24 protein-coding genes are annotated in these 25358 nt (G+C 69.9%); 4 read left to right on the top strand and 20 right to left on the bottom strand.

Going from position 1 to position 25358, the window contains the following annotated elements; all coding sequences use genetic code 11:
• Window positions 1–14: 14 nt before the first annotated feature.
• Window positions 15–977 (bottom strand): SMP-30/gluconolactonase/LRE family protein, encoded by a 963-nt coding sequence (locus tag ACRSBM_RS15045; protein ID WP_434443998.1) that lies wholly within the window; start codon window positions 975–977, stop codon window positions 15–17.
• 63 nt (window positions 978–1040) lie between these two features.
• Window positions 1041–1916, bottom strand: a complete 876-nt coding sequence (locus ACRSBM_RS15040; RefSeq protein ID WP_434443997.1) for a helix-turn-helix domain-containing protein — start codon at window positions 1914–1916, stop codon at window positions 1041–1043.
• Between the two features lie 130 nt (window positions 1917–2046).
• Between ACRSBM_RS15040 and ACRSBM_RS15035 the strand changes: the two genes are divergently transcribed.
• On the top strand, window positions 2047–2556 hold the full coding sequence (locus ACRSBM_RS15035) for an SRPBCC family protein (protein ID WP_434443996.1): 510 nt from the start codon (window positions 2047–2049) through the stop codon (window positions 2554–2556).
• A 44-nt stretch (window positions 2557–2600) separates the two neighbouring features.
• Here ACRSBM_RS15035 and ACRSBM_RS15030 read toward each other — a convergent pair whose 3' ends face one another.
• From ACRSBM_RS15030 to ACRSBM_RS14985, 10 genes are all read right to left on the bottom strand, one after another.
• Entirely contained in the window at window positions 2601–3422 is an 822-nt protein-coding gene (locus ACRSBM_RS15030; protein WP_434443995.1) for a carbohydrate ABC transporter permease, read from the bottom strand.
• Window positions 3419–4315: a carbohydrate ABC transporter permease gene (locus ACRSBM_RS15025; RefSeq protein WP_434443994.1), complete on the bottom strand. Its 897-nt coding sequence runs from the start codon at window positions 4313–4315 to the stop codon at window positions 3419–3421. Before ACRSBM_RS15025 ends, ACRSBM_RS15030 begins: the two co-directional genes overlap by 4 nt.
• Window positions 4315–5631 carry an extracellular solute-binding protein gene (locus tag ACRSBM_RS15020; protein ID WP_434443993.1) on the bottom strand — a complete coding sequence of 439 codons (1317 nt, stop codon included), beginning with the start codon at window positions 5629–5631 and terminating at the stop codon, window positions 4315–4317. Before ACRSBM_RS15020 ends, ACRSBM_RS15025 begins: the two co-directional genes overlap by 1 nt.
• A gap of 172 nt (window positions 5632–5803) precedes the next feature.
• Entirely contained in the window at window positions 5804–7030 is a 1227-nt protein-coding gene (locus tag ACRSBM_RS15015; protein ID WP_434443992.1) for a glycosyltransferase, read from the bottom strand.
• Window positions 7027–7905 (bottom strand): DUF3152 domain-containing protein, encoded by an 879-nt coding sequence (locus ACRSBM_RS15010; protein ID WP_434443991.1) that lies wholly within the window; start codon window positions 7903–7905, stop codon window positions 7027–7029. The genes ACRSBM_RS15015 and ACRSBM_RS15010 overlap by 4 nt, the downstream gene beginning before the upstream one ends.
• Before the next feature lie 17 nt (window positions 7906–7922).
• Window positions 7923–8633: a hypothetical protein gene (locus ACRSBM_RS15005; protein WP_434443990.1), complete on the bottom strand. Its 711-nt coding sequence runs from the start codon at window positions 8631–8633 to the stop codon at window positions 7923–7925.
• Window positions 8630–9760 carry a hypothetical protein gene (locus tag ACRSBM_RS15000; RefSeq protein WP_434443989.1) on the bottom strand — a complete coding sequence of 377 codons (1131 nt, stop codon included), beginning with the start codon at window positions 9758–9760 and terminating at the stop codon, window positions 8630–8632. Before ACRSBM_RS15000 ends, ACRSBM_RS15005 begins: the two co-directional genes overlap by 4 nt.
• A 101-nt stretch (window positions 9761–9861) precedes the next feature.
• Complete coding sequence (locus ACRSBM_RS14995; protein WP_434443988.1) at window positions 9862–10392, bottom strand: hypothetical protein; 531 nt, start codon at window positions 10390–10392, stop codon at window positions 9862–9864.
• Between the two features lie 78 nt (window positions 10393–10470).
• Window positions 10471–10860 (bottom strand): hypothetical protein, encoded by a 390-nt coding sequence (locus ACRSBM_RS14990; protein WP_434443987.1) that lies wholly within the window; start codon window positions 10858–10860, stop codon window positions 10471–10473.
• A 3-nt stretch (window positions 10861–10863) separates the two neighbouring features.
• A complete protein-coding gene (locus ACRSBM_RS14985; RefSeq protein ID WP_434443986.1) occupies window positions 10864–11670 on the bottom strand; it encodes a lysozyme in 807 nt (268 codons plus the stop codon).
• Window positions 11671–11885: 215 nt separating this feature from the next.
• On the opposite strand from ACRSBM_RS14985, the gene ACRSBM_RS14980 reads away from it, so the two are divergent.
• The gene (locus tag ACRSBM_RS14980; RefSeq protein ID WP_434443985.1) at window positions 11886–14378 is read left to right on the top strand and encodes a transglycosylase domain-containing protein; all 2493 of its coding nucleotides are present in this window, start codon (window positions 11886–11888) and stop codon (window positions 14376–14378) included.
• Window positions 14379–14714: 336 nt separating this feature from the next.
• Here the strand turns inward: ACRSBM_RS14980 and ACRSBM_RS14975 are convergent, their stop codons facing one another.
• From ACRSBM_RS14975 to ACRSBM_RS14945, 7 genes are all read right to left on the bottom strand, one after another.
• Complete coding sequence (locus tag ACRSBM_RS14975) at window positions 14715–15734, bottom strand: Ppx/GppA phosphatase family protein (protein ID WP_434443984.1); 1020 nt, start codon at window positions 15732–15734, stop codon at window positions 14715–14717.
• A gap of 286 nt (window positions 15735–16020) precedes the next feature.
• The gene (locus ACRSBM_RS14970) at window positions 16021–16512 is read right to left on the bottom strand and encodes a cupin domain-containing protein (RefSeq protein WP_434443983.1); all 492 of its coding nucleotides are present in this window, start codon (window positions 16510–16512) and stop codon (window positions 16021–16023) included.
• A 5-nt stretch (window positions 16513–16517) separates the two neighbouring features.
• On the bottom strand, window positions 16518–17510 hold the full coding sequence (gene cysK, locus ACRSBM_RS14965) for a cysteine synthase A (RefSeq protein WP_434443982.1): 993 nt from the start codon (window positions 17508–17510) through the stop codon (window positions 16518–16520).
• Window positions 17511–17532: 22 nt separating this feature from the next.
• Window positions 17533–18174, bottom strand: coding sequence for a serine O-acetyltransferase EpsC (gene epsC, locus ACRSBM_RS14960; protein WP_434443981.1), 642 nt, complete (start codon window positions 18172–18174; stop codon window positions 17533–17535).
• A complete protein-coding gene (locus tag ACRSBM_RS14955; protein ID WP_434443980.1) occupies window positions 18171–19082 on the bottom strand; it encodes a DMT family transporter in 912 nt (303 codons plus the stop codon). Before ACRSBM_RS14955 ends, epsC begins: the two co-directional genes overlap by 4 nt.
• A gap of 235 nt (window positions 19083–19317) precedes the next feature.
• Entirely contained in the window at window positions 19318–20127 is an 810-nt protein-coding gene (locus tag ACRSBM_RS14950; RefSeq protein WP_434443979.1) for an SAM-dependent methyltransferase, read from the bottom strand.
• A 99-nt stretch (window positions 20128–20226) separates the two neighbouring features.
• Window positions 20227–22239, bottom strand: a complete 2013-nt coding sequence (locus ACRSBM_RS14945) for an FAD-binding oxidoreductase (protein ID WP_434443978.1) — start codon at window positions 22237–22239, stop codon at window positions 20227–20229.
• A gap of 88 nt (window positions 22240–22327) precedes the next feature.
• On the opposite strand from ACRSBM_RS14945, the gene ACRSBM_RS14940 reads away from it, so the two are divergent.
• Window positions 22328–22963: a TetR/AcrR family transcriptional regulator gene (locus ACRSBM_RS14940; protein ID WP_434443977.1), complete on the top strand. Its 636-nt coding sequence runs from the start codon at window positions 22328–22330 to the stop codon at window positions 22961–22963.
• On the opposite strand, the gene ACRSBM_RS14935 is transcribed toward ACRSBM_RS14940, so the two are convergent.
• Entirely contained in the window at window positions 22952–23488 is a 537-nt protein-coding gene (locus tag ACRSBM_RS14935; protein ID WP_434443976.1) for an AAA family ATPase, read from the bottom strand. The two genes, ACRSBM_RS14940 and ACRSBM_RS14935, sit on opposite strands and share 12 nt — an antisense overlap.
• Window positions 23489–23891: 403 nt before the next feature.
• Between ACRSBM_RS14935 and ACRSBM_RS14930 the strand changes: the two genes are divergently transcribed.
• Window positions 23892–25235 (top strand): endo-1,4-beta-xylanase, encoded by a 1344-nt coding sequence (locus ACRSBM_RS14930; protein WP_434443975.1) that lies wholly within the window; start codon window positions 23892–23894, stop codon window positions 25233–25235.
• Window positions 25236–25358: the final 123 nt, after the last annotated feature.

Below are 25358 nucleotides of genomic sequence, written 5' to 3'. Positions count from 1 at the left end.
GGCGCGAACCCCGGTCAGCGACCCAGGTGGGCCAGCAGCAGGTTCGGGTCCTCCGCGGTGAGGTAGGCGGCGCTCGGCACGTACACCGTGCGGCCGCGCAGCGCGATCGTCGTCGGGCCCTGGAGGCCGTCGGCACCGGTCAGGACCACGGTGTGCGTGCCGTCGGGTTTAACGAGCGCGACCTGGTTGGCGGTGTTCAACGCGGCGATGATCTCGTTGCCCCTGCCGGTGAAGGCGAAGTCGTCGACTCCGGTCAGACCGGTGGCGGCGATCCGTGCGGGACCTGCCTTCCCGTTGGCCTGCAATGGGATGCGCACGATGGTGCCCTGGTCGAGGTTGGTCACCCAGACCGCTCCGTCGCGGAGCTTGAGCCCGTTCGCGCCGAGGAAGCCGGCCGGTGCGAGCTCCCGGCCGGACGACCAGACACCGGCGCCGGCGCCGGTGGTGGGCACCCGCCAGACGACGCCCGTCGAGTCCGCGACGTACAGGGTGCGGGTGCGGTGGTCCAGTGCGAGACCGTTCGGCAGGCTGGTGGCGGGCAGGGGCGCGATGCGCCGCGGGGTACCACCGGGACGCAGGCTCCACACCCCGTTCAGATCAGCGGTACCGGTGGCGTACAGGAAGTACAGGGTGCCGTCGTGGGCTCGGTCGATGCCGACCGTCAACGGGAAGCCCAGAGCGGGCGTGTTGCCCCCGCCGTCCGCGGGCGCGGGCAACGTGGCCAGGATCCGGACGGCTCCCGTGGGCGAGATCGCGGCGATCTGCCGTGCCTTGGCGAAGGCCACGTAGGCGGTACCGTCCGGAGCCAGCACGATGCTTTCGGGCGTCTGCCCCTTGGCCAGGTCGAAGTGCTGGACGACGCGGGCCGCGTACAGCGGGGACGAGACGGCCGACGCCGGAGCGGCACCGAACGCGACGAGGGTGCTCGCGGCCAGTACCGCGGCTGCGAGTGCCCGGCCGACAGGTTTCGTGGACAAGTTTCCTCACTGTTTCCGGGCAGGCGGCAGCGCCGCGCCCTTCGGGTGTGATTGCCGCAGGGATCAGGTGGTGCTGATCCGGTGCGCCGTCGAGGCCGACGTGGCCGACGCCGTGGCTTGGGCGAGCAGGGCCAGCGTGGTGTGCGACGGTGTGCCGGGCGATGCGGTGGCGACCACGATGCTCGGCCCCAGGCCGTTGCTCAGGGTCTGCTGCGTGACGGTCAGCGGACCGACCAGGGGATGCCTCATCTCGTAGTCGGCCGTGGCGCAGGCTTTGACGCGGTGGTCGGCCCACATCGAGGCGAACTCGGCGCTCCTCGCGCTGAGCTGTCCCACCAGTTCGTGCAGCGCCGCGTCGTCGGGGTGCTGCCCCGCCACCAGGCGCAGGTTCCCCACCACCGCCCTGGCCTTGCTCGGCCAGTCCGCGTAGAGCTCGCGGGTGTGCGGGTCGAGGAACACCGACTGGGCCATGTTCGGACGTCGCGCCGCGCCGAAGTCCAGGTGACCCGCGAACAACGCGTGCCCCAGCCTGTTCCAGGCCAGCACGTCGGTGCGGCGGCCGACCACGATCGCGGGGACGGCGTCCAGCGCGTCGAGCAGCTGACCGGTCGCCTCCGAGACCCGTTCGGGTGCTGGCCGCCGCGCCCGGCGGGCTTGCCTCGCCGGCCTCGCCAGGGCGTGCAGGTGCTGCCGTTCTGCCTCGTCGAGCCGCAGGGCGGTGGCGAGAGCGTCCAGCACCTCGGGCGAGGCGCTCGTCGAGTGCCCCTGTTCGAGCCTCGTGTAGTAGGAGACGCTCACACCGGCCAGGTGCGCGAGTTCCTCGCGCCGCAGCCCCGGCACGCGGCGCCGTTCGTCGTAGGTCGGTACACCGATCTCCTCGGGACGAAGCTGCGAGCGCCGCGTCTTGAGGAACTCGCCCAGCACCGCGGTGTCGCTCATGGAACCGAGTATGTCCGGGACCTGAGCGAGCTACCTGCCCCAGCCAGGGATACGCAGAGCCGGGAATGGTGCGCACGCGGGACAGCCGCTGGAATCGAACCCGCAGGCACACCTCGAGCAAGGAGATTCCATGAGCACCGCCAACGAACTGCACGACGGCACCGAGACGATCGATGCGTCCGACTTCGCCTTCACGCGTCATGCGTGGGTCGACGCCACTCCTGCCGAGGTCTACCGCCTCGTCAGTGACGTGTCCTCGATCAGCCGGTGGAGTCCCAACGCGAGCGAAGTCGCTTTCGACGAAGGTTCCGGACCCGAGGCCGGCTCGTGGTTCAGCGGCCACAACCGCAGGGACGGCAAGGAGTGGACCACCCGCTCACAGGTGGTGCGGGCCGAACCCGGTGCCGCTTTCGCCTTCGTGGTCGGCGGAGCCGAGAACGGCATCGTCGAGTGGAGCTGGACGTTCCGCGCCAGCGGCCGCGGGTCCGTGGCGGCGCAGTCGTGGCGGCTGCTCCGCATGGACCCGGTCCTCGGGAGCACCTGGGAGGAGGTGAACGCGTTGCGCGACTACATGGCGGCGAGCGCTGAAGCCACCCTCACGTCCCTCGCGGAATGGATCGCGAACAACCGCCAGAGGTGACCCCGGTCAGCAGGAGGGTGTCCGTGGCCACGGAACAGCCGGCGTCACTCCTCCACCCGCTGGGTGACCACGCCGCGCACGAAGTACCGCTGCGCCACCAGGAACAGCAGGATCATCGGCACGGTGGCGACGACGCTCGCCGCCATCACCAGCTCCCACTGCGCCTCGCCGCCCTGCCCGAACCGGTCGAGCACCGCCTTCAACCCGCGCGGCAACGTGTACAGCTCCGGCTCGCGCAGGTAGATCAACGGCCGGATCAGGTCCGTCCACGCGGCCTTGAGCTCGAACACGAAGACGACGACCAGCCCCGGCCTGGCCAGCGGCAGCGCAATGGACCGGAACTGCCGCCACGGCCCTGCCCCGTCCACCCGTGCCGCGTCGAAGACCTCCGCGGGCAGGCCGAGGAAGAACTGGCGCAGCAGGAACACGTAGAACGCCGAGCCGAAGAGGTTGCCCGCCCACAACGGGATCTGCGTCGTCGCGAGCCCCACCGCGTGCCACTCCAGGTACACCGGCACCATCGTCACGGCGGCGGGCAGCATCATCGTGGCGAGCACGAGTCCGAACAGGACGGTGCGGCCGCGGAACCGGAAGCGGGCGAAGCCGAACGCCACGACCGCGCTCGACACGGTGGCGGCGAGCGCGGCGGCGACGCCGACGGCCACGCTGTTGCCCACCCAGGTCAGGAGCGGCACGGCGCGCCACACCTCGGCGTAGCTGGCCAGGTTGACCGGTGAGGGCAGCAGGGCGTTGTCGAAGACGCGCGAGCGGTCCTTCAGCGACGCGCTGAGCAGCCACCAGAACGGGTAGGCGAACAGCACGCCGACGGCGGCGAGTGCGAGCAGGACCGGTGCGCGGCGGATCATGACCTGTCCTCGTAGTGGACGTAGTCGCGCGACAGCCGCACCTGCAGTGCCGTGATCGCGGCGATCACGAGGAACAGCACCCACGCCAGCGCCGAGGCGTAGCCCATCCGCAGCGAGCCGAACGCCTCCTGGAACAGGTAGATCACGTAGAACAACGCCGCGTCGCCCTCCGCCGGGGTGGAGGGGCGGGCGCCGAAGAACATCGTGTACGCCTCGGTGAACACCTGCAGCGACGCGATGGTGTTCACGATCAGCGTGAAGTACACGGTGCCGCTGATGCCGGGCAGCGTGACGTGCCAGAACTGCCGCCACGGCGACGCCCCGTCCAGCCGCGCCGCCTCGTAGCGCTCCCCCGGCACCCTGGTGAGCGCCGCCAGGTACAGCACGGCGGTGCTGCCGATCGTCCACAGGCTCATCAGCACCAGACCGGGTTTGATCCACGCCGGGTCGGTCGTCCACTGCGGTCCGGTGAACCCGAACCAGCCCAGTGCGGCGTTGACCGCGCCGTTCTGCCCGTTGAGCAGCAACAGGAACAAGGCCGCGAGCGCGACCGGCGGTGTCATCGTCGGCAGGAACAACACGGTGCGGAAGAAGCCCGCCGACCGTCCTGCGCGCCGCAGCAGCGAGGCGAGTCCCAGTGCGAGCACGATCTGCGCCGGAACATGCAGCAGCGTGAAGAACACGGTGTTCCACAACGCGGTCGCCGCCCGCCCGTCCGAAAGGATCTCCCGGTAGTTCGTGAGGCCCGTGAACCGTGCCGGCTTGAGCAGGTCGTAGTGCGTGAACGACAGGAACAGGCTGTAGAGCATCGGTCCGGCGGTGAGCAGCAGGAAACCGGCGACCCACGGCAGCACGAACAACCACCCGGCGCGTGCCTCGCGTGTGCTCGCCATCAACGGCCTCCCACGCGGGCGATCGCCCGCTCCGCCTCGCGCTGCGCCTGCGCCATCGCCTCGTCCGGGGACTGACCGCCGAGGAGCGCTCGGGTGACCGCGGACTCCCAGGAGCGCACGAGATCACTGGCGGCCGGGCTCGGTGGCAGCGCGAATGCCTTGTCCTGCACCGCCCGCAGCACTTGCACGCCCTGTTCGAGCACACGGATGCCACGCGGGTCGTACACCTCGCTGAAGATCTTCTCGTCGGCGGCGCGGTTCGCGGTGAACGTTCCGCTGTAGGGCTTCCCCTTCTTCGCGAGGGCGTCGCGGCGCGCCTTCGCCGCGGTGACCCAGGTGTCCGCCGCGGTCATCGTCGTGATGAACTCGCAGGCCGTCTCCGGATGCCGGGCTCCCTTGGGGATGGCCCACGCCTGACCGCCGGCCTCGGTGAGCGGGGTGCCCTGCCGGTCCGTGAACGGCGCGACCGTGACGTCGACGTCCGGCGAGTTGGCGGCAAGTGTGTTGACGTACCAGGAGTCCATCGCCATCGCGGCCACCTGTCCCGTGACGAACTCGTTGTTCGCGCCGAACGAGTCGAACGTGTCACGGAACGCTTTGAACGCGGCCCAGCCACCTTGTGCCCGCACGAGACCAGCGGTGTACCGCACGGCCTCGACGACGCGCGGGTCGTCGAGGTGCGGCTCGTCCCCCACCAGGTCGGCGCCGTTGGCCTTGGCCCACAACGCCACGAACTCCGGCATGCGGGGGTCGAACCCGATCCGCTGGATCCGGCCGTCCCGCACGCGCGCCAGCTTCGCCGTCAGTGCGGCCAGCGCGTTCCAGTCCGTTGTGGACAGTGTCGCCGGGTCGACGCCCGCCTGGCGCAGTACCGGGTTGTTCAGAATCAGCACCTTGACGGTGAAGAAGTCCGGCACCCCGTACACCGTGTTCTCGTACGTCACCTGCCGCACGGCCGCTTCGCGGTACTGCTTCAGGTCGACACCGTTCCGGCGCAGACACGGGCCGAGGTCCTGCACCGCTCCCCTGGCCGCGTAACCGCCGAGCTTGCGCCGGTCCGCGTACACCAGGTCCGGCGGATCACCCGCGGCGACGGACGAGAGGAACTGCTGCTCGTCGAACGCGCCCTCGTTGATCCGCAGGTCGACCTCGGGATGCCTGCTCCTGAACACGTCCACCCGCGCGGTGGCGTGTTCGTCCGGCAGCCCGAATCCCGTGGTGACCAAGGCGTTCGGCCGATCGGCGGCACTCGGGCCGAGACCGCCACAGCCCGCCACGAGCAGCACCAGCAGCGGAACGACCGGCCACCGGATCATGGGCGTGCGATGGTCAGCGGCGTGTGCGCTTCCTTCGTCTGTTCCACCGAGCTGTGCCGCATCGTGATCGCCCCCGAAAGCAGCCGCGACAGGACCGCCGATTGCTCGGCGCAGATCGCGGCTACCCCGTTCCGCACGGACCGAAACGACAACGGTTACAGCGGCTGCGTCGTCACCTGGCGCGGTCGTCCTGGGCGAGCGCCCGGCGAAGGCGCGCGTAGACCTGCGCGGGCCCGCGCTGGGCGGCGATCACCTCTGGTCCCGCCGCGTGCTGGTAGGCCCGGACGACGTCGAGCGCCACCCGGTCCCACGCGTAGCGGACCTGAGTCCGGTCCCTGGCCGCCGCACCCATCTCCTGTCGCCGGACGTCGTCTCCCAGAAGCGCGCGCAGTGCCCGCGCCAGCAGGGCGGGCTTGCGTGGCGGAACGTGCAGGCCCGTCACGCCGTGCACCACGGACTCGGCGAGACCGCCGACCGCGGACGCCACGACCGGCACGCCGCACGCCATGGCTTCGAGCGACACCACCCCGGACGTGGCACCCGACTGAGGACACGCCACGACGTCGGCGGAACGGATCAGCGCGGGCATGTCCGCGTGCGGCACGCGTCCGAGGAAGCTGACCCTGTCCGCGACGCCGTGCCGGTCCGCCAGCTCCCGCAGGCGCTGGAAGTCCGCGTCGCCGGGCAGGTCGGACTTGCCGCAGCCGCCGGCGACCACCAGTTCGGTGCAGCTCACCGCGGCGAGCGCGGTGATCAGGTCGTCGACGCCGTCCTGCGACCCCAGACCTCCCGCGGTGAGCACGCGGCGGTTGCCGTTGCGCACCGCGGCAGGACCGTTGGGCGAGAACATCAGCGTGTCCACGCCGCACGGGACCGTCGAGATCCTGGAGCGGCGCACACCCAGCCGTGCGAGCTCGTCGGCTTCCTGCCCGGACGTGGCGAGCACGCCCGCGACCCCGCGGCCGACCAGCCGCTCGATCCCGGTGGACTCGCCACCGACGAGCCCGTGGTAGCTCTGCACGATCGGGATCGTGGTGCGGCGCGCGCTGAGCACCGCGCCCAGTCCGGACGTCCAGTGGTGGGCGTGGATGACGTCCGGGGCGTCGTCCTCCCACCGGGAGTTCAGGGACCACGCGAACTCCCCGATGTGCTGGATGACCTCCTCCTGACCGAGGTACCGCAGGGGGCCGGCCGGCACGTGCACGACCTCGAGGGCGTCGTCGATCCGCACCTGGTGCGGCAGGCGCCGGTCGGTCTGGCGGGTGTAGATCGTCAGCTCGTGCCCGAGCCCGTGCAACGCCTCCGACAGCTTGGCGACGTGCAGGCGCCGTCCGTCCGCGTCCGCGTCGCGCAGCGCGGTCAGCGGGTTGTCCCGCAACGAGATCATGGCGATCTTCACCTGGTCACCTCCGGATGGGGCCACGGGTTCGCGCGGCACGTCTTGCCGTCCCGCGGAACGGTCAGGCTTTGGGGCGTTCCGGCGGTGATCCTGGCGAGCTCGTCGTTCGAGACCGAGAACGTCTGCTGCATCATCACCGGCGCGAGAGCGCCGTCGGCGGGGCAGAACTCGTGGCCGTGGCCGAGGAAGTGCCCGATCTCGTGGTTGATCAGGTACTTCCGGTAACCCGCCAGGTCACCGCCGAACGACTGGGCGCCCCGAAACCACCGTGGCGCGCTCACGTACACGGCGCCGTTGCTGTAGCAGGACGTGTCGTAGGGCAGCTCGTACCCGCAGATGGCCCGGGCCGTTTCCGTTGCGGTGAGCCGGATTCGCACGTCCGGCTGGACCACGTCCACGCGGCGGAAAGCGACCTCACCGGACGCGGTCCACCCGCGCGGGTCCGCGAGGGCCGCGTCCACCGCCGCCGCGAAGGGCTGATGAGCACTGGGCAGCACGGCTCCCTGCTCGACCTCGACGGTGTAGGTGCGCACGGGGCCGGTGCCCACCTGCTCGGTCGTGCCCGCGACGGTCCGCCACCAGCCTTCGCCCTGGGCGCGCACCGCCACACCCGGCGGCAGCTCCGGACCCGGCAGGGGCGCGGGCTGGCCCGCCACCGCGTCGGGCTTCGGGTCACTCGAAGATGGCGACGACGAGGGCACGGACGAGGACGACGGAGGCGGCGCCTTCACCGAGATGCTCGCCACCGCGGGCGGTGTCGGCTGCGCGACGTCGTGCCGGGCCGGCTCGTGTTCGGGCCAAATCCTCAGCAGGCCGATCGTCACCCCTGCCAGCATCGCGGCGAAGACGTACATGACGATTCTGCCGACGCTCATGAGGTCACTCCCCCTGGTCACGAACAGCTGAACAGCACCGGGCACTGCGCGTGGTGCAACGCCGCCCTGGCTGCCGGTTGCAGACCTTCCGCGGGACCGCGTTCCCTGCCGGACACGACGAGCAGGTCGCTCGGGAACAGCCGCGTCTCGTCGTGCACGGACCTGGCTTCCCGCACCAGCTCGACGATCACGTCGGGACAGGCGGCGTGGACGAGGTCGGCGACGGCGTCGAACTCCGCGCACGTCTCCCAGCACGGACGGGTCAGCACCCGCAGCCGGGTCGCCCGTCGCACGTGGCACAGCGCGACGGCCCTCCGCAGGACACCCTCGCTCCCCACCGGGTCGACGACCGCCGTCACCACGCCGAAACGACCGGCGATCGCGGTGGGCGAACCGCCGAGGACCACGACATCGCGGAGGTCGTTGCCGGCGAGTGGCGGCACGGCCAGGGCGGAGGACCGCGAGACGACCACCAGGGCGCCTTCCCAGCGCGCCGCGGAGTGGTCGTGGTGTTCGATGTGGACGGACAGGTTCGGGTGCTCGGACAGCAGCGCCGCGATGTCGTTGTGCGCGGGGTCGTTCTGTGCGGCGGCCTGCACCACGAGGCCGACGCCGAGCGCGTCGGCACACGCCGCCGCCCACTGGACGCCGACGACACCGCAGTCGCGGACGTCGACCAGCACGCAGGTGGCCGTCATCCTGACCGGTTCATGGGCGAGCGCGGTCATCGCGTCACGCTCCGGGCGTCGGCGGCCTGCTCCACCTCGACCGGTGTGGGTAGGGCGAGCGTGGAATCGGTCAGCGTGGATTTGGTCAACGCGGAATCGGCAGGCACGGAATCGGCAGGCGCGGAATCGGCAGGCGCGGATTCGTCCGGCGTAGAATCGGTCAGGGCGGAATCAGCTACGGCCGATTCCGCCGGCGCGGAATCAGCCGACGCGGATCCGGCCAACGCGGAATCGCACAGCGCGGGTTCGGCCAACCTGGATTCGGTCAGCCTGGATTCGGTCAACGAGGGTTCGACCAGCGTGGAATTACCCGGCACGGAATCGGCCAGGCTGGAATCATTCGGCCTGGAATCATTCGGTACTGAATCAGCCGACGTGGAATCAGCCGGCGTGGAGTCAGCCGGCCTCGATTCGCCCGGCGCCGTCCAGACCGGCTGCGGTTCGGCCGGGTCCGGTTCGCCGATCCTGGGCAACGGCAGGTCCGACGTCGAGGAGACCTCGCCGTACCACTGGTCCAGCAACCGCTGCTGCTCGGCCATTTCGGCGAGCATGGCGCGGGACTGCTCCAGGGCGTCGCCGACGATCTGCCTGGCGCGCTGGGTCGCCTCCGCCAGCCGGCGCTGGGTCTCCTGCTCGGTCTCGTCGAGGAGACGGGCCTGACGGCCGACGGCGTCCTCGGCCCGGCTGACCGCCTGTTCGGTGCGCGCACGGGCGTCGACCTCGATCTCCTCCGCCTTGCGCTTCGCGATGTGCATGAGGTAGCGCATGCAGCCGGCGACGGCGTCGTCCTTGCTGTGTCCCGCGTGGATCCCGCGGTACTCGGCGAGTTCCGAACGCGCTTGCTCGAGGTGCCGGGCAAGGTCCTCGGCCGTCGCGAGTGCGGCGTCACGGTCGGCGCAAACGGTCAGAAGCATCTCTTCCAGCCGGCCGTACTCCTCGTCGACCTGGGCGCGGTCGTAGCCGAGCCAACGGGTGCGGAACATCGTGGAACCCTCGTTCAGGAGTTCGTCGAAAGCCATGGCCCGTGTCCCTTCCTGAACGTGGGCGGTGGTGCTCTTGCATTGGTGCTCTTGTCGTGGCAAATACCCCCTGCTCCGACCCGCCAGTCGCTCCTGACCGGATAGCACCCTGTCCGGTGAATCCCTCACGGAGCGTCATCGACCTGGACCGCGGATGAGAAAGGCGCGCCGGACCGTGGCCCGGCGCGCCTTGACAGGGGGGTCAGGGTTCAGCCGCGCTCGCTCCGCAACGAGTTGATGTACGACTCGGCGCCGGCGCGTGCCCTCTCCCGCAACGCCTTCGGGTCCGTCGCCGCCGCGGCCTCGAGGCCCTCACAACTCGCGGCGAGCTCGTCGGGCCCGAGCACGTCCATGGCGATGCCGGGCACTTCGGCCTTCATGCACCTGGTGGCTCGTCCGACGGCCTCGGGATTGCAGTAGTCGTCCGGCGAGTAACACTTCTCGACCACCTTGTCGAGAACGGGTTTGCTGCGCGCGTAGATCAGTTCCATCCCACCGAGCCCGGACACCGCTTTCGGGAGGACGACGTCCTTGAGCGCCTGCACGTCCTTGCGCTCGGTCCCAGGTTGGAGCTGCTCGGCGCACACGCGCGACATGAACTCCTCCCGCGTGATCTTCGTCAGCGCGCCGACGGTGTCACTCAGGTCGCCGAGGCACGAGACCGCGTTCGCGGCCGCGGGAGCGAGCACCAGCGGAATCGCCGCGAACAACGCGGCCAGTGCGGTCGTCCTGGTTTTCATGTCGCCCTCCTGGGTACCAGCCGAACGGTCCTCCGGCTGATACCCGGGCAACGCCGAAATGCACGCGGCCCGTCGAGCTCAACCGCATCGGGTGACGGTGAACTCGTGTTCGACTGTCGCGTCCAGCAACAAGGGCGTGGCGCTGCGGACGCGGGCGAGCAGGGTGTGGTCGCCCACCTCGGGCTCGAAGCCCTCCAGGGTCACCCTTCCGCCCTCGCGGTGGGTGGCGACCGCAGTGTCGTCGACGAGGACCTCCACCTGATCCAGGATGTCCAGGTCACCTGCCGTGACGCTGATGTCGGGCACGGTCGCCGCCGTCAGCACCGCACCGTCCTCGAGACCGTCGACGGTGAGGGCCGCTCGCTCGATGTGCACCACCGAGCCCACCACGACGGTCGCCGACACGGCGAACACCACGGCGAGGAACGCGAGCAGGACGACCTCCGACCTGCGGGGTGAGGAACGCATCGGTCATCCCGTGGCCAGTGCGGCAAGCCGGTCAGCGCCCCCGTTGAACACGTTCTGGTCGATCGGGGACGACGTGTACTGCCAGATCGTATGGAACGGCCAGCGGAAGGGCATCGGGCCGACCGAGGCCGCGTACCGGGCGAGCCACAGCGCGTTCGTGGAGCTGAAGTCACCGCCGCGGCCCGTGCACTTGTCCCACCACTGCGTGGACGTGTAGATGACCGGCCACCGCTTGGTGAGCGCGTGGTAGGTGTCGCTGAAGCTGCGGATCCAGCCCACCATCGCGCCGTGGCTCAGGCCGTAGCAGGTGTCCCCGCCGTACGGGTTGTACTCGATGTCGAGCACTCCCGGCAGCGTCCGGCCGTCACGCGACCAGCCGCCGCCGTTCTGCACGAAGAACCGGGCCTGCGTCGCGCCGTCCGAGCGGTTCGGCAGGGCGAAGTGGTAGGAGCCCCTGATCATCCCGACGGCCGCGGAACCGTTGTACTGCTGGGTGAACTTCGGGTTGCGGTAGGTGGTCCCCTCGGTCGCCTTGATGTAGGCGAACTTCTTGCCCGAGCGCCACCAGTGTCCCCAGTCGACGTCGCCCTGGTGGCTGCTGACGTCGATGCCGTCCACCCGGCCCACGCCGAGGTCGGGTGGCGACAGGAGCATCTCGGAAGTACCTTCGTGCTTGGCGATCTGCGAGCCCGCGGAGTGATCTTCCGAGCCTTCGGCCGCTTCGGCGTTCACCGGACTCAGAATGCTCACGACCAACGCGATCGCAGCGGTGCGAATAACGAAGTGGCCAGCACGTGATTGCGACGGCATTGGTATTCCTCCCCGTGCGTGAATGGTCTTGAAGGCCAGCTACCCGTGACGGGAACGGAAAAACCGGACACCGCCTTGTTGACACGAGCGGGTGACCAGAACTGCCTTCCACCACTCCGGGTGACCATTTTTCGTACCCAGTTCATTCGTTATGGGCGCCTGATCTCTGCCCTGCCGGGTAACCGCCGGACGTCGCATTCGGCGAGGGGAGTTCCATGGTGCAACGCAAGAGGATCACGCGCAGCGTCGGGAAGCTGGCCGGCTTCTGCCTGCTCGCCGGACTGCTGGTCGCCGGGCTTCTCCTGCCCGCCACCGCGACACTCGGCGCCCTGTCCAACAACCTCAGCGACCAGGTGAAGTCGACGCTCGACCTCATGCTCACCAACGAGCCGCCGCTGATGACGACCGTGACGGACAAGGACGGTGCGCCGATCGCGCACCTGTACGACCAGTACCGCGTGCGGACGCCACCGGAAAAGATCTCTCCGCACATGAAGTCAGCGTTGTTCGCGATCGAGGACCGCCGCTTCTACGACCACCAGGGAGTCGACTGGTTCGCGTCGATGCGTGCGTTGGCGCGCAACAACTCCAGCGGTGAGGTGCAGCAGGGCGCGTCCACCCTGACCCAGCAGTATGTGAAGAACTACCTGGTGCACGTGCTCGCCCGGAACGACAAGAACGCGCAACGCGCCGCCCAGGAACAGACCATCAGCCGCAAGCTCCGCGAGGCACGCATCGCGGTGGGCCTGGAGGCGGCGCTGAGCAAGGACGAGATCCTCGCCCGGTACCTCGACCTCGTCCCGTTCGGTTCGACGATCTTCGGGATCGCCGCGGCCGCGCAGGCCTACTTCGAAACGACGCCGGACAAGCTGACCATCACCCAGGCCGCGACGCTCGCGGGCATGGTGAACAGCCCGACCGCGCTGGACCCCGAAGCACGGCCGGACAAGGCGATCGAGCGCAGGAACCTCGTGATCGACGCCATGGTGGCCGACGGGAAGCTCTCGAACGAGGAGGCGGACCCGCTCAAGGCCGGTCCTCTCGGCCTCAGCAAACCCGTCCGTCCACTGCAGACCGGCTGCGTCGGCGCCGGCCCGTCGTACGGCTTCTTCTGCTCGTTCCTCGTCGAGTACCTGACCGAGGCGGGCTTCAACCTGGAGGAGCTGAAGATCGGCGGCTACCGGATCGAGACCACGCTGGACCCGAAGATCACCGAGCACGCGAAGCAGGCCGTCGAGGCGCAGGCGCCGAAGAACACCCCCGGTGTCGCGAACACCATGGCGGTCGTACGGCCCGGCAAGAACTCGCACGAGGTCGTGGCGCTGGTGGCGAACCGCGACTACGGCCTCAACAAGGAGGAGTTCCAGACCCAGTTCGACCTGCCGAGCGGAGTGGAGAACAAGTTCGGCACGGGGTCGGTCTACAAGGTCTTCACCGCGGCCGCCGCACTGCAGAAGGGATTCGGCATCGACACGGTGATCCCCTCCCCCAACACCTACACCTCGAGGGTGTTCAAGGGCGGCGCCGCGTCCTGCCCGGCGACCGGGGAACCGAACACCTACTGGTACTGCCTGTCCAACCACAACGACCGCTACCCGCCGCAGATGCCGCTGAGGGAGGCGCTCGCGACCTCACCGAACACGGCGTTCGTCATCCTGGAGGAACGCGCGGGCCTCGACAATGTCGTCGACATGGCGTCCAAGCTCGGCATGCGCAAGACGATGGCGACGAACATCGCCGGCGTGCCACCGGACCCCAAGGCGTCGAAGGAACTTCGCGTCTCCCAGGCCGAGTACTACAAGTCCAACGGCAACGCCTCGTTCACGCTGGGCCCGGCACCGTCGAGCACGCTCGAGCTCGCCAACGTGGCCGCGACGATCATCAGCGGTGGCGTGTGGTGCCAGCCGACCCCGATCCGGCGGGTCCTCGACCGCGACGGCAAGCCGGTGGACCTGAAGCGCCCGCCGTGCGAGCAGGTCGTGTCCGAAGCTCTCGCCAACGCCCTCGCGGTCGGCCTCAGCGGCGACAGCAAGGACAGGGGCACGGCGGCGTACACCGCGCGCAAGGCCGGATGGACACGCCCGATGATGGGCAAGACCGGCACGACCGAGGAGTACAAGTCCGCCGCCTACCTCGGCGCCACGCCCGACTACGCCGGCGCCGTGCAGGTGTTCAACGACAGCACCTCGCCGAAGGGCATCTGCGTCGGTTCGGGCCCGCCCCAGCTGTGCTCGGAGGGCAACATCTACGGCGGCACCGTTCCCGCGGCCACCTGGTACGAGACGATGATGAAGGTGCACGCGGGCCTGCCGGAGAAGCCGATGCCCCAGGTCGAGGAACGCTTCCTGCAGGGCGACCCGCGGGTGAAGATTCCCGACGTCGTCGGTTCCGACGTCGAGAAGGCCTCGGCGATGCTGCGTGACGCGGGCTACCAGGTGACCGCGGTACGCGTCGACTCGCCGCAGCCGGTGGGAGCCGTGGTCGCCCAGTCGCCCCAGGGCGCCGCACCCAAGGGCACCCCGGTCACGCTGTCGGTGAGCAACGGCCCTGCCCGGCCGACGTCGACTCCCGCTACACCGGCTCCCGCTACACCGGCTCCAGGGACACCGGCTCCAGGGACACCGGCTCCAGGGACACCGGCTCCTGGGACACCGGCTCCCTCGAGTTCGGCTCCGCCGGCGGCGGTGTCTTCACCGCCTACTACCTGACGCGGGTGCGTCGGGTGGACCAGGACACGGCACCGGTGCTCGAAGCTGTCGAGCACCGGTGCCGTCGTGTGACCTCATCAAGCTCGACGGGCTCGACCGGACTCCACGGGCCGCACGGGCTCGACCGACTCCACGGGCCGCACGGGCTCCACGGGCCGCACGGGCTCCACGGCGCCCACAGCGCCCATCGACTCGACGGCCCCTGCGGACTCCACGGCGCCCACGAACTTGACCGGCCTCACGGGCTCCACGAACTAAACCGACTCCACGGACCCCACGGGCTCAGCCCCTCCGTCCACCGGGTGCGCCCGCCGCACCACCAACAGCACGGCCGGGTCAGCCGACCGGGTTGTCCCGCAACGGGGTCACGGTGGCAGACGGAGGCTCAGGCGTGCGCACCAGCGGCTGCAGCGGCAGCGCGACGTTCGTGTCGGACACGGTCTCCAGGTGCTGCAACATGATCCCCTCCCGCAGCGCCCAAGGGCAGATCCGCAGGCGTTGCACCCCCAGCGCGCTCATGGTCACGTGCGCCACGACCGCACCCGCCAGGATCTGCCTGGCCCTCGGCTGCGACACGCCACGAAGCCGGGCGCGCTGAGCCGCCGACATCGCCGCCAGCCGCGGAATCCACCCCTGGATGTGCTCGATGGTCAGTTCCCGCCGCACGAACGGACCCTCGCGCTGAGGCGGAGCGCCGGCGAGCCGGGCGAGTTGTTTGAAGGTCTTGGACGTGCCGACGATCCTGCGGGGTGTGCCCTCCCAGCGCAGCCGGTCGACCACCTCGCCCAGGGTCTCCTGGACGTACCTGCGCAACGCCTTGATCTCCGACCGCTTCGGCGGGTCGTGGTGCAGGTACGCCCTCGTCAGCCGGCCGGCGCCCACCGGTAGTGACAGGGCGAGCTCGGGGTCGGCGTCGCGGCCGAGCGCGATCTCCATCGAGCCGCCGCCGATGTCGAGCAGCAGCAGCCGGCCGACCGACCACCCGTACCAGCGGTGCGCGGCCAGGTAGGTGAGGCGCGCTTCCTCTTCCCCAGCAAGGAACTGCGGCCGGATGCCCACCGTTCGCTGGATGTTGTCGATGATCTCCGCGCGGTTGGTCGCGTCGCGCACCGCGGACGTGGCGAACGGGTACAGCTGGTCGACGCCGAGGCGGTGGGCGGCGGCCACGGCGTCTCCCACCGCGACCGCGACGCGTTCCACGCCCTCGGGGCTCACCGAGCCGTCCGGCATGATCTCCTCGCCCAGCAGTGTCGGTGCCTTCACCGAGTGGGCCGGGAGCGGTGGGGCGCCCGGCCACATGTCGACCACCTGGAGCTGCGCGGAGTTCGACCCGATGTCCAGCACACCAAGACGCATGCAGGGCGCATACCCGCGCACGCGGCGGATCAATCGCGGCGCACGCCGTTCGTGTCACCGGGGTTTCCGAGCGGCACGCCCTCGCGCCTAGGTAACTCCGCCAGTGCCGTCCCGGCCGGGACGTCCACCATCGCTGAAGCCATGCGTCGACCAGCGAGGAACGTGCGCTCGTCAGTTCCCCCGACGAACCGGAGCCGGGGCACCCCTGCGACGACCCGACCCTGGTCCGCGCCACCGACGTCCACGGGGTGAGGCGGGTGCCCGCAGTCGGGCACCCGCCTCGTCCTCAGTGCCTGCCCCAGCCAGGAACGGTGCCGTCGATCGTCACCTCGAACTGGTCGTACTTCGCCATCAGGGTCAGCAGTTCGTCCTCGGTGGGCTGGTTGCCGTCCGCGTACATCTCGGCGAGGCCCCGGAAGTACTCCTCGCGGTTGAGCGCGGGGGTGAAGATGATGAGCATCGTGGCCTGGTCCTGGTACGGGTTGCGGAAGCCGTGCGACACCCCCATCGGGACGTTCACGTAGGTGCCGGGGGGCGCGGCGAACGATTTGCCGTCGAGGTGGAGCTCCACCATGCCGTGCAGGACGTAGAACGCCTCCAGCTGCTCGTTGTGGACGTGCGGCGAGGCGCCGGGGGCTCCCGGGGCCATCCGGTGCTCGTACAGACCGAGCTTGCCGTCCGTCTCGCTGCCCCTGGCCTTGAAGGTGGTGTGGGTGGTCGTGCCGATCTGCACCGACTCGCCTTCGCCGGGAAGCAGGATGTTGGACACTTGCGTCATGTCTGTCACTCCTCGTTGATGGCGTGCGTCTCGCCGCTGTCGGTCGTGTCGTCCTGGTTGAACCACGAGAGGTACCGCTCGCCCGTGTCGGGGAAGACGGTGACCAAGTTCTTGCCCGCGTACTCGGGCCGGGAGGCGAGCACCCGGCAGGCGTGCGCCGCCGCTCCGGAGGAGACGCCGACCAGCAACCCCGCCGTTCGCGCGAGTTCCCGTGCGGTGCTGTAGGCGTCCTCGTTGGACACCGGCAGGACCTCGTCGATCAGGTCGACGTCGGTCGTCGGCGCGACGAAGCCGCCGTTGAGGCCGGGGATGCGGTGCAGACCGCCCCACCCCTGGCTGAGCACGGGCGACCCCTCCGGTTCGACCGCGACCACGCGGATGGCGGGGTTGCGTTCCTTCAGGTACCGGGCGGTGCCGCTGAGCGTGCCGCCGGTGCCCACACCGCAGACGAAGACGTCCACCTCGCCGTCGGTGTCGTTCCAGATCTCCGGCCCGGTGGTGGCGTAGTGCGCCGCCACGTTGTCCGGGTTCTCGTGCTGGCAGGCGAACCACGACCCCGGCCGCTCGCGGTGGAGCTCCTCGGCCTTGGCGATCGCGGCCGCGTACCCCTCCTGGTACGGGGTCAGCACGATCTCCGCGCCGAACGCGCGCAGCAGCTGCAGGCGCTCGGTGGTCGCGCTGTCCGGCAGGACGATCACGCACCGGTAGCCGCGGGCGGCGGCGAGCGCCGCCAGGGAGATCCCCGTGTTGCCCGACGTCGCCTCGACGATCGTGCCGGAGCCCCTGACCAGCTGCCCGCGCTCTTCCGCGCCGTTGATCATGAAGAGTGCGGCGCGGTCCTTCACGCTGGACAGGGGGTTGGCCATCTCCAGCTTCGCGTACAGGGTCGCGGTCGTGACGCCGAGGTCGAGCCGGACGATCGGTGTGCCGCCGATGAGGTGTTCGAGTGACTGGGCCGGTGGTCGTGTGGTGAGGGGCTGACTGACTCGGGTCTGCACGAGCACTCCGATCGGTAGGTTGTCACCAGCTGGGGAAGACGGCCGCACCCTTGTGCCGCTGTCCCGCGACCACCACGGACTGGCGCGGCCGGGCGGCCTTCGCCACGCTGCGGCTCGACCTCAGGTTCGGGATGGAGAACGGCGCCAGGACGCGCGAGTCCGCCGGCACGTCGCGGATGACGAGGGCCTGGGCGCCCACCACGGAGTCGTGGCCGACGGTGATCGGGCCGAGCAGCGTCGCGTTGGCCCCGACGACCACCCGGTCGCCGAGCTTCGGGTGCCGGCGGGAACCCTCCGGCCGCTGGTTGTCGTGCCACCAGCCGACCGCCCCGAGCGTCACCTGGTGGAAGATCGTGACGTCGTCACCGATGACGACCGTCTCGCCGATCACCACGCCCGCGCCGTGGTCGATGAAGAAACCGCGGCCGATCCGGGCACCGGGGTGGATCTCGATGCCACCGGTCAGCAGCCTGGCGACCACCATGACCAACCGGGCGCCGCGCCGGTGCCCCCGCAGGTGCAACCAGTGCGACACGCGGTGCCCCCAGATCGCGATGACCGTCGGGTGCAGCAACGCCTCGCTGCGCGACAGGATCGACGGGTCGCGGTCCATGACCATGTCCAGGTCGGCGGTGAGCACTCGGAGCAGCGCCCTGGGCTTCACCGGACCGCTCCCGCGTTCTCCGCGGCGTTCTTGCGGAGCTGCCCGAGCCTGTTCTCCGCGTAGGCCACGCCGACGAGCACCACCAGGCCGCCGGCCAGGAGGTTCCACGTGACGGGCTCACCGAGGAACAGCACGCTGACGAGCACCGCGAACACCGGCACCACGTAGTTGACCGCCGACGCGGTGGTGGCGCCGACGTCGCCGATCAGGCGGAAGTAGAGCACGTAGGCCAGACCGGTGCTGAACAGGCCGAGGAGCACGATGCTCAACGTCACCGGGCCGGTGAAGGACGGGGTGCGCCACTCGAGGAACGGCGTCACCACCGCCTGCAGCACGGCCGCCGAGACGAGCTGCGACGCGGCCAGTGCCAGCGGGGCGAGGCCGAGCGGCGAGAGGTACTTCCGGACGTACACGAAGCCGATCGCGTAGCTGACGGCGGCGCCGAAGCAGGCCAGCCGGCCGTCGAGCGAACCGAGCGACTCGTGCCACGGGCCGATCAGCAGCACCACGCCGACGAAGCCGAGCGCCAGGCCGATCGCCTTGCGCGACGTCGCCCGCTCGGTCGGCAGTGCGGCTGTGGCGAGCGCCAGCGTCAACAGCGGGGTGGCGCCGATCAGAACGCCCGCGATGCCGGCGCCGGTGGTCTTCTCGCCGTAGGACAGCAGCAGGAACGGGATCACGTTGCCGAACAGGCCCGCTGCGGCGATGTGGCCCCAGATCTGGGCGGAACGCGGCAGGGCGACCTTGCGGAGGGCGGCGATCGAGAGCAGCACCGCCGCGCCCAGCACGAGTCTGCTCAGCACGAGCTGCCCCGGTGTCAAACCTTCGAGGGACACCTTGATGAAGGTGAAACTGCTCCCCCACAGCAGCGCCAGCAGAAGGAAGCGCGCGACGGATGCCTTGTCCATTGCTTCTCGATTCGGGTCATCTGTCAGAAGTCGTTTGGACACTTCAGCAGATGGTGCTCGGGGCGCGCTGGAGCCGACCGGGCACTCGAGGTGATCGCGTTCGGCCGGCAGCGAGGACAACAGCCCGACCGACAACGAGCGCGTGGCAAAGACGACCGTCGTCGCGGCCGGGTAGCAGGTCTGACGAGAATCCGTACGGGCGGCGCCCGGACGGGTCAGCGGACCACGCGTGCGCTCAGTTCTTGCGGCCCACCGCCGCGAGCCCGGTGAAGCGCTCCGGGTTGTCGTCGACGTCCTCGGGCGCGACGGGCCTCCACTGCGGGAAGAACACCACGCCCGGCTCCACCACGTCGAAGCCCTCGAACAGCGCCGTGACCTGTGCCCTGGAGCGCATGGTCATCGGGGTCGCCGTGCGGCGGTAGAGGTCCTGGTGCGAGTCCGCCTGTCCCGGCTGGCCGTCCTGGCTCGCGTGGGACAGGACCAGGAAGCTGCCCGGCGCCATCGCGTCGCGGTACCGGGCGATGATGGCCGCCGGGTCGTCGCTGTCCGGCACGAAGTGCAGCACCGCGACCATCATCACCGCGACCGGCTCGTCGAAGTCCAGCAGCGAGCGCACCGCGGGGCTGTCCAGGACCTGCTCCGGCCTGCGCAGGTCGGCCTGGACGACGGTGGCGAGGTCGTTGCCGCGCAGGATGTTCTCGCTGTACGCCGTGGCGACGGGATCGTTGTCCACGTACACGACCCTGGCGTCGGGCGCCGCGTCCTGGGCGACCTCGTGCACGTTGCCCACCGTGGGGATGCCCGAGCCCAGGTCGAGGAACTGCCGGATGCCGGCGTCGACGCAGAACCGCACCGCGCGCCGCAGGAACGCCCGGTTCGCCTGCATGATCAGCGGCAGGTCCGGCCACAGCCCGATCGCCCGCTCGGCCATCTCCCGGTCCACGGCGAAGTTGTGCGCGCCGCCCAGGTAGTAGTCGTAGACCCGCGCCGCGCTCGGGCGACTCAGGTCAACACCGCCCAGCCGCTCGGCAGTTTCGTCCGCCATGCCCGCCCCCAACGAGATCGAAGCCGTTCCGGGCACGCTACCGGGTGCGGCGGAAAGATCAACCCGCCGGACGCGACAGCGGCCGGGATGGTTCGCCGGTCACACCTCCAGGGTGACGTCCGTCAGCGGTGAGCTCGTGCAGGCGAGGACCTGGCCGTCGGCTTCCAGCCGGGACACCTTTCCGGCGAGGAGCTTGACCACGCACTCCCGGCAGCTGCCGACCGTGCAGGAGTACGGCATGGGCAGTCCGGCGGCGAGCCCGGCGTCGAGCAGCGTCTGGCCCGCCTCGACCACCGCGGTGCCGACCGGCCGGCCGCCGCTCTCGACGCGCATCCGTTGCGGCGTGGCGGATCCTGTCGCGGTCGATGCGCTGACATAGCTCTCGGCCTGGACGTGGTCACCGGGAACGCCGAGCTCGTCGAGTGCCTGCCGCACGGTGTCCATGAGTGGTGCGGGACCGCAGAGGTAGAACCGCGCGTCCGGCGACAGGGCGAGGTCCGCCGTCCACTGCCGGACGCGGGGACCGTCGAGGCGGCCGTCGCGGGACGTCAGCACGTGCGTGACCGAGAATCGGCCGGGGTGCCGCTCCGCCAGTCCGGCGAGCTCGGCGGCGAAGATGGTCTCCTCCGCGGTCCGGTTGCTGTAGAGCAGGGCGACTCGGTGCCCGGCCGGTTCGGCCAGCAAGGTGCGGATCATGCTCATCATCGGCGTCACTCCGCTGCCCGCGGCGACCAGCACCACGTCGTGGCCGGTTCCGACCTGGAAAGCGCCGGACGGGCCGCGGACGAACAACCGGTCGCCGGCCGCGAGCGAACGGACGTGGGCGGAGAACCGGCCACCCTCCACCTGCTTGACCGTGACCTCCAGCCGCGCGGAGCCCGGTACCGACGACGCCGAGTAGGGCCGCCGCACCTGGTTGCCGCCGATGTCGGTCACCAGCGTGAAGAACTGGCCTGGCCGGAAGTCGAACGGCCGGCCGTCCTCCAGCACCAGCGTGACGGCGCTCGGCGTCTCGTGGCGCACCTCGGCGACGCGCACCTCCCGCAACGGGTCCTCTTCCGGCGCGACGGCGCGAGGGTCGAGGGAACCGACCTCGTACCCCTCCTTGCGCAGGCCCGAGCGGTAGGCCAGGTTCATCACCGCCCGCAGCCACCTGGCCGGCACCAGCGCCGCGATCTTGAGCAGGAACGCGGGCACGTTGCTCCGCGCGGAGTTCGCGGCGAGGTGGCGGCTCGCCAGGGCCATCAGGTCCGGCGCGTCGGCGCGTGCCGCCGGGTTCCACAGCCTGGACCGCGTCACCGCGTCGCCGGCGGTGAGTTCGGCGGCTTCGACGTCGATCAGCAGAGCGGCGTGCGGTGGCAGGCCGCGCAACGACAACGGCTTCAGCACGGCGGGATCCACGGTGATCGTTCCCCGGCCACGGACGTGCAGCACACCGGTGCGTCCCGGCACGAGCGCGGCGAACGAGAGCCGGTCGTCCTCCAGCAGGTTGTGGAACGTGTCCGCGCGCCTGTTGCCCTTGCGGTCCGCGATCACGAGCGTGCGGCCGTCCAGGATCCGCGCGACCGCCCGCTGCTCGCCACGCGGACTGGTGTCACTGCCGCCCGACGAGTCCCATGTGGACAGCGCCAGAAACGGTGCGGCAGCGAGGAAGTCCGCGACACCGGGCAGCGCGAGCGGTCCGTCGCCCACCTCGGGAGCGGACTGCGCCGGGGAGGGTGGTTGCCACAGCCCGGACCGCAGAACGGCCTGGGCGCAGTGCACGTACACCTCCTCGACGTCGAAGCCGTCACCGCGCACGACACCGTTGACCCGCAGGGTCTCCCCGGTTCCCGGCAGGAGGAAGAGCAGCGACGCCGGGCCGTCGGCGGCCTCGTTCGGCGCGAAGGAGATCCGCGTCGGCGACTGCACGCGCACGAAACCCGGTGAGCCGCCGACGAACGTCGTCCTGCTCAGGCCTTCCGCGTCCCGGTAGCCGAACCCCGCGATCGGGCTGCGGGCGAGCACGTCCACGCATCCCTCGTCGAGCGCGGCGAGTTGCTTGAGCATGACCATCGACGCCGGGCGCCCGACGACGGCCTCCACCTCCGCCACGGTGCCAAGCCGGTTCAAAGTAGTATTTTCGCAGCTCATAGCACTATTATGAGCTTTTGCTCACGTCTTGGGTACTCGCTTTCGCGAGCTCCACGGAAAGGACGCCATGCCCTCGTCCAACCGCGACGTCGAACCACGTCGGAAGCCTCGGCAGGTCCGCGCGGAGCTCACCCGCGACCGCATCCTGACCGCGGCTGCTCACGTTTTCTCCGAGTACGGGTTCGCGGCGGGCACCACCAACCGCATCGCCGACCAGGCCCGCGTCTCGATCGGCTCGCTGTACCAGTACTTCCCGAACAAGGACGCGATCCTCGCCGAGCTGCTGGTGCGCCACATCGACCGCGGCGCCTGGCCCCAGGCCGACCAGCTGGACTACTCGCCGGGGTCCCTGGAGTCCGGGGTGCGGGCGCTGGTCCGGGACGCGATCGACAACCACCGCGACGACCCGCAGCTGCTCCGGATCATGATCGAGGAGGGCCAGCTGTCCCAGGAACTGCGCGACACGATCACCCGGCACGGCGAGCAGCGCGTCGCCCAGGTCCGCGACGCGCTCGCCCGCCACCCCGACGTCCGCGTGCGCGATCTCGACACCGCGGCCGATCTCGTCGTGTTCACCGTCGAGGTGAACACGCACCGGATCATGGCCTTCCCCCAGAGCATTGCCGTCGAGACGTTCGAGAACGAGCTCGTGGACATGGTGACCAGGTACCTGGGTGGTGCGCGTCCGTCCTCAGTGGACTAGCCGGTGGGCTCCGGCTGTGAGCACGCGCCGGACCTCGGCGGCCGTCCGTTCCGCGTCGAGGTCCCCGCTGTCGATCACGTGGCCCTCGAGGTCGCCGAGATGGGCGAACGCGGTGTGCAGGCCGGTGATCGCTTCGACGTCCTTGAGCTCGTCGGCAGCGCGTGCCCTCGCGCGCGCCAGCGTGACGTCCAGGCTCGGCCTGAGGACCACATAGGACACCGCCAGCTCCTCCGCCAGCGCGCGGAACGGCGCCAGGAACCAAGGCCCGACGATGCCGTCGACCACGACGTCGTAACCACCGCGCGCGAACGTCGCGGCGGTCGCCACGATCGCGTCGATGACGACCTCGTTCTGCCGCTGCGCCTCGGGCAGGAACGGCAGGACGAAGCCGGTGCGGATCGAACGGTAGAACTGGTCGGTCACGAGGTGCACGGCCGGGGAGCCGGCGCCGGCGGCGAGGAGTCCGGCCACCGAGGTCTTCCCCGCGCCGGGCGGGCCGGTCAGGATGATCACTTCGCCGTTCACGTCCGCCGAAACTAGTCGTGATCAACCGCGACGACCACCCGGTGTTCGTGGCAGGCCTCGGCCGCCAACGTTTCGAAACATTCACAAATATCGCCCCGCACACCCTCTCCGACGCATCGTCGCCGGATTGTCTCGGCACTTTCAAACAGGCCGTTCACTTGGACGTTCGACAAAATATTCGATAACCAACGAGCCGCGTCGCAGGTGCCCAAGGGTGTGAACACAGTGCTTGAGCAGCGCAGAAGCGAGCCTTGCCCGGTCGAAGTACCCGGTCGATACTGCTGGGAGTTCGAGTCGAGCGACTTGTGGACATGGCGCAATCCCGGTCGCTCGAACCGAGCTGGAGATCGATTGAACCCATTCCACCCGCAGTCGCGCGGGTGCTACTCAGAAAGCGCCGAATATGACGCTGACAGCGAAGTCAGTCGCACGGGTCGCGCTCGTGTCCTCCCTGGTCGCCGCCACTGTGGGTGCCGCGGTCATCGCCGCGTCGCCCGCCAGTGGCGCCGCTTCCACGCTCGCCGCGGCGGCCCAGCAGAGCGGCCGGTACTTCGGCACCGCCGTCTCGGCGAACAAGCTCGGTGACTCGACCTACGTCGGAATCCTGAACCGCGAGTTCGACATGGTCACGGCCGAGAACGAGATGAAGATGGACGCGACCGAGCCCAACCAGGGCCAGTTCAGCTACGGCAACGCCGACCGGATCGTGAACCAGGCACGCAACCAGGGCAAGCGGGTGCGCGGGCACGCGCTGGCATGGCATTCGCAGCAGCCGGGCTGGATGCAGAACATGTCCGGATCGGCTCTGCGCAACGCGATGCTGAACCACGTCACGCAGGTGGCGAGCTACTACCGCGGCAAGATCTACGCCTGGGACGTGGTGAACGAGGCGTTCGCCGACGGCAGCAGCGGCGGACGTCGTGACTCGAACCTGCAGCGCACCGGCAACGACTGGATCGAGGCCGCGTTCCGTGCCGCCCGTGCGGCCGATCCCGGCGCGAAGCTCTGCTACAACGACTACAACACCGACAACTGGTCGCACGCCAAGACCCAGGGCGTCTACCGCATGGTGCAGGACTTCAAGTCCCGCGGCGTCCCCATCGACTGCGTCGGCTTCCAGGCCCACTTCAACAGCGGCAACCCGGTGCCGTCCAACTACCACACCACCCTGCAGAACTTCGCCAACCTCGGCGTCGACGTGCAGATCACCGAGCTGGACATCGAAGGCTCCGGCAGCTCGCAGGCCCAGCAGTACCAGGGCGTCACCCAGGCCTGCCTCGCCGTCGCGCGTTGTACCGGCATCACCGTGTGGGGCATCCGCGACACCGACTCGTGGCGCGCCTCCGGCACCCCACTGCTGTTCGACGGCAACGGCAACAAGAAGGCCGCCTACACCTCGGTCCTCAACGTCCTGAACGACGGCACGGGCACCACGCCGCCGACCACGCCTCCCACCACGACCACCTCGAACCCCGGCGGCGGGGGCTGCACCGCGACGTACTCCGAGGGCGAGAAGTGGAACGACCGCTTCAACGGCCAGGTCACGGTCTCGGGCACGGACAACTGGGTCGTGACGGTCACCGTCAGCTCGCCCCAGCGGATCATCGCGACCTGGAACACCAGCGCGTCGTGGGACTCGGCGAACGTGATGACCGCCCGGCCCAACGGCAACGGCAACACGTTCGGCTTCACCATCATGCACGGCGGTAACTGGAACTGGCCCAGCGTGTCCTGCCGGGTCGGCTGACGTCCGCGGAGGGTCCCGGCTCCCCGTCGGGACCCTCCGCTCGTGTGTGGGTGGCTCGGCCACTTCGGGCCCTCGCAGTGGCCGCCCACCCGCGCCAGACCTCTGCCGGCCGATCCGCGGCGC

The sequence above is a fragment of the Lentzea xerophila genome (assembly GCF_051094245.1).
Classification (GTDB): Bacteria; Actinomycetota; Actinomycetes; order Mycobacteriales; family Pseudonocardiaceae; genus Lentzea; species Lentzea xerophila.
This window is presented reverse-complemented; position numbering and strand designations above follow the sequence as displayed.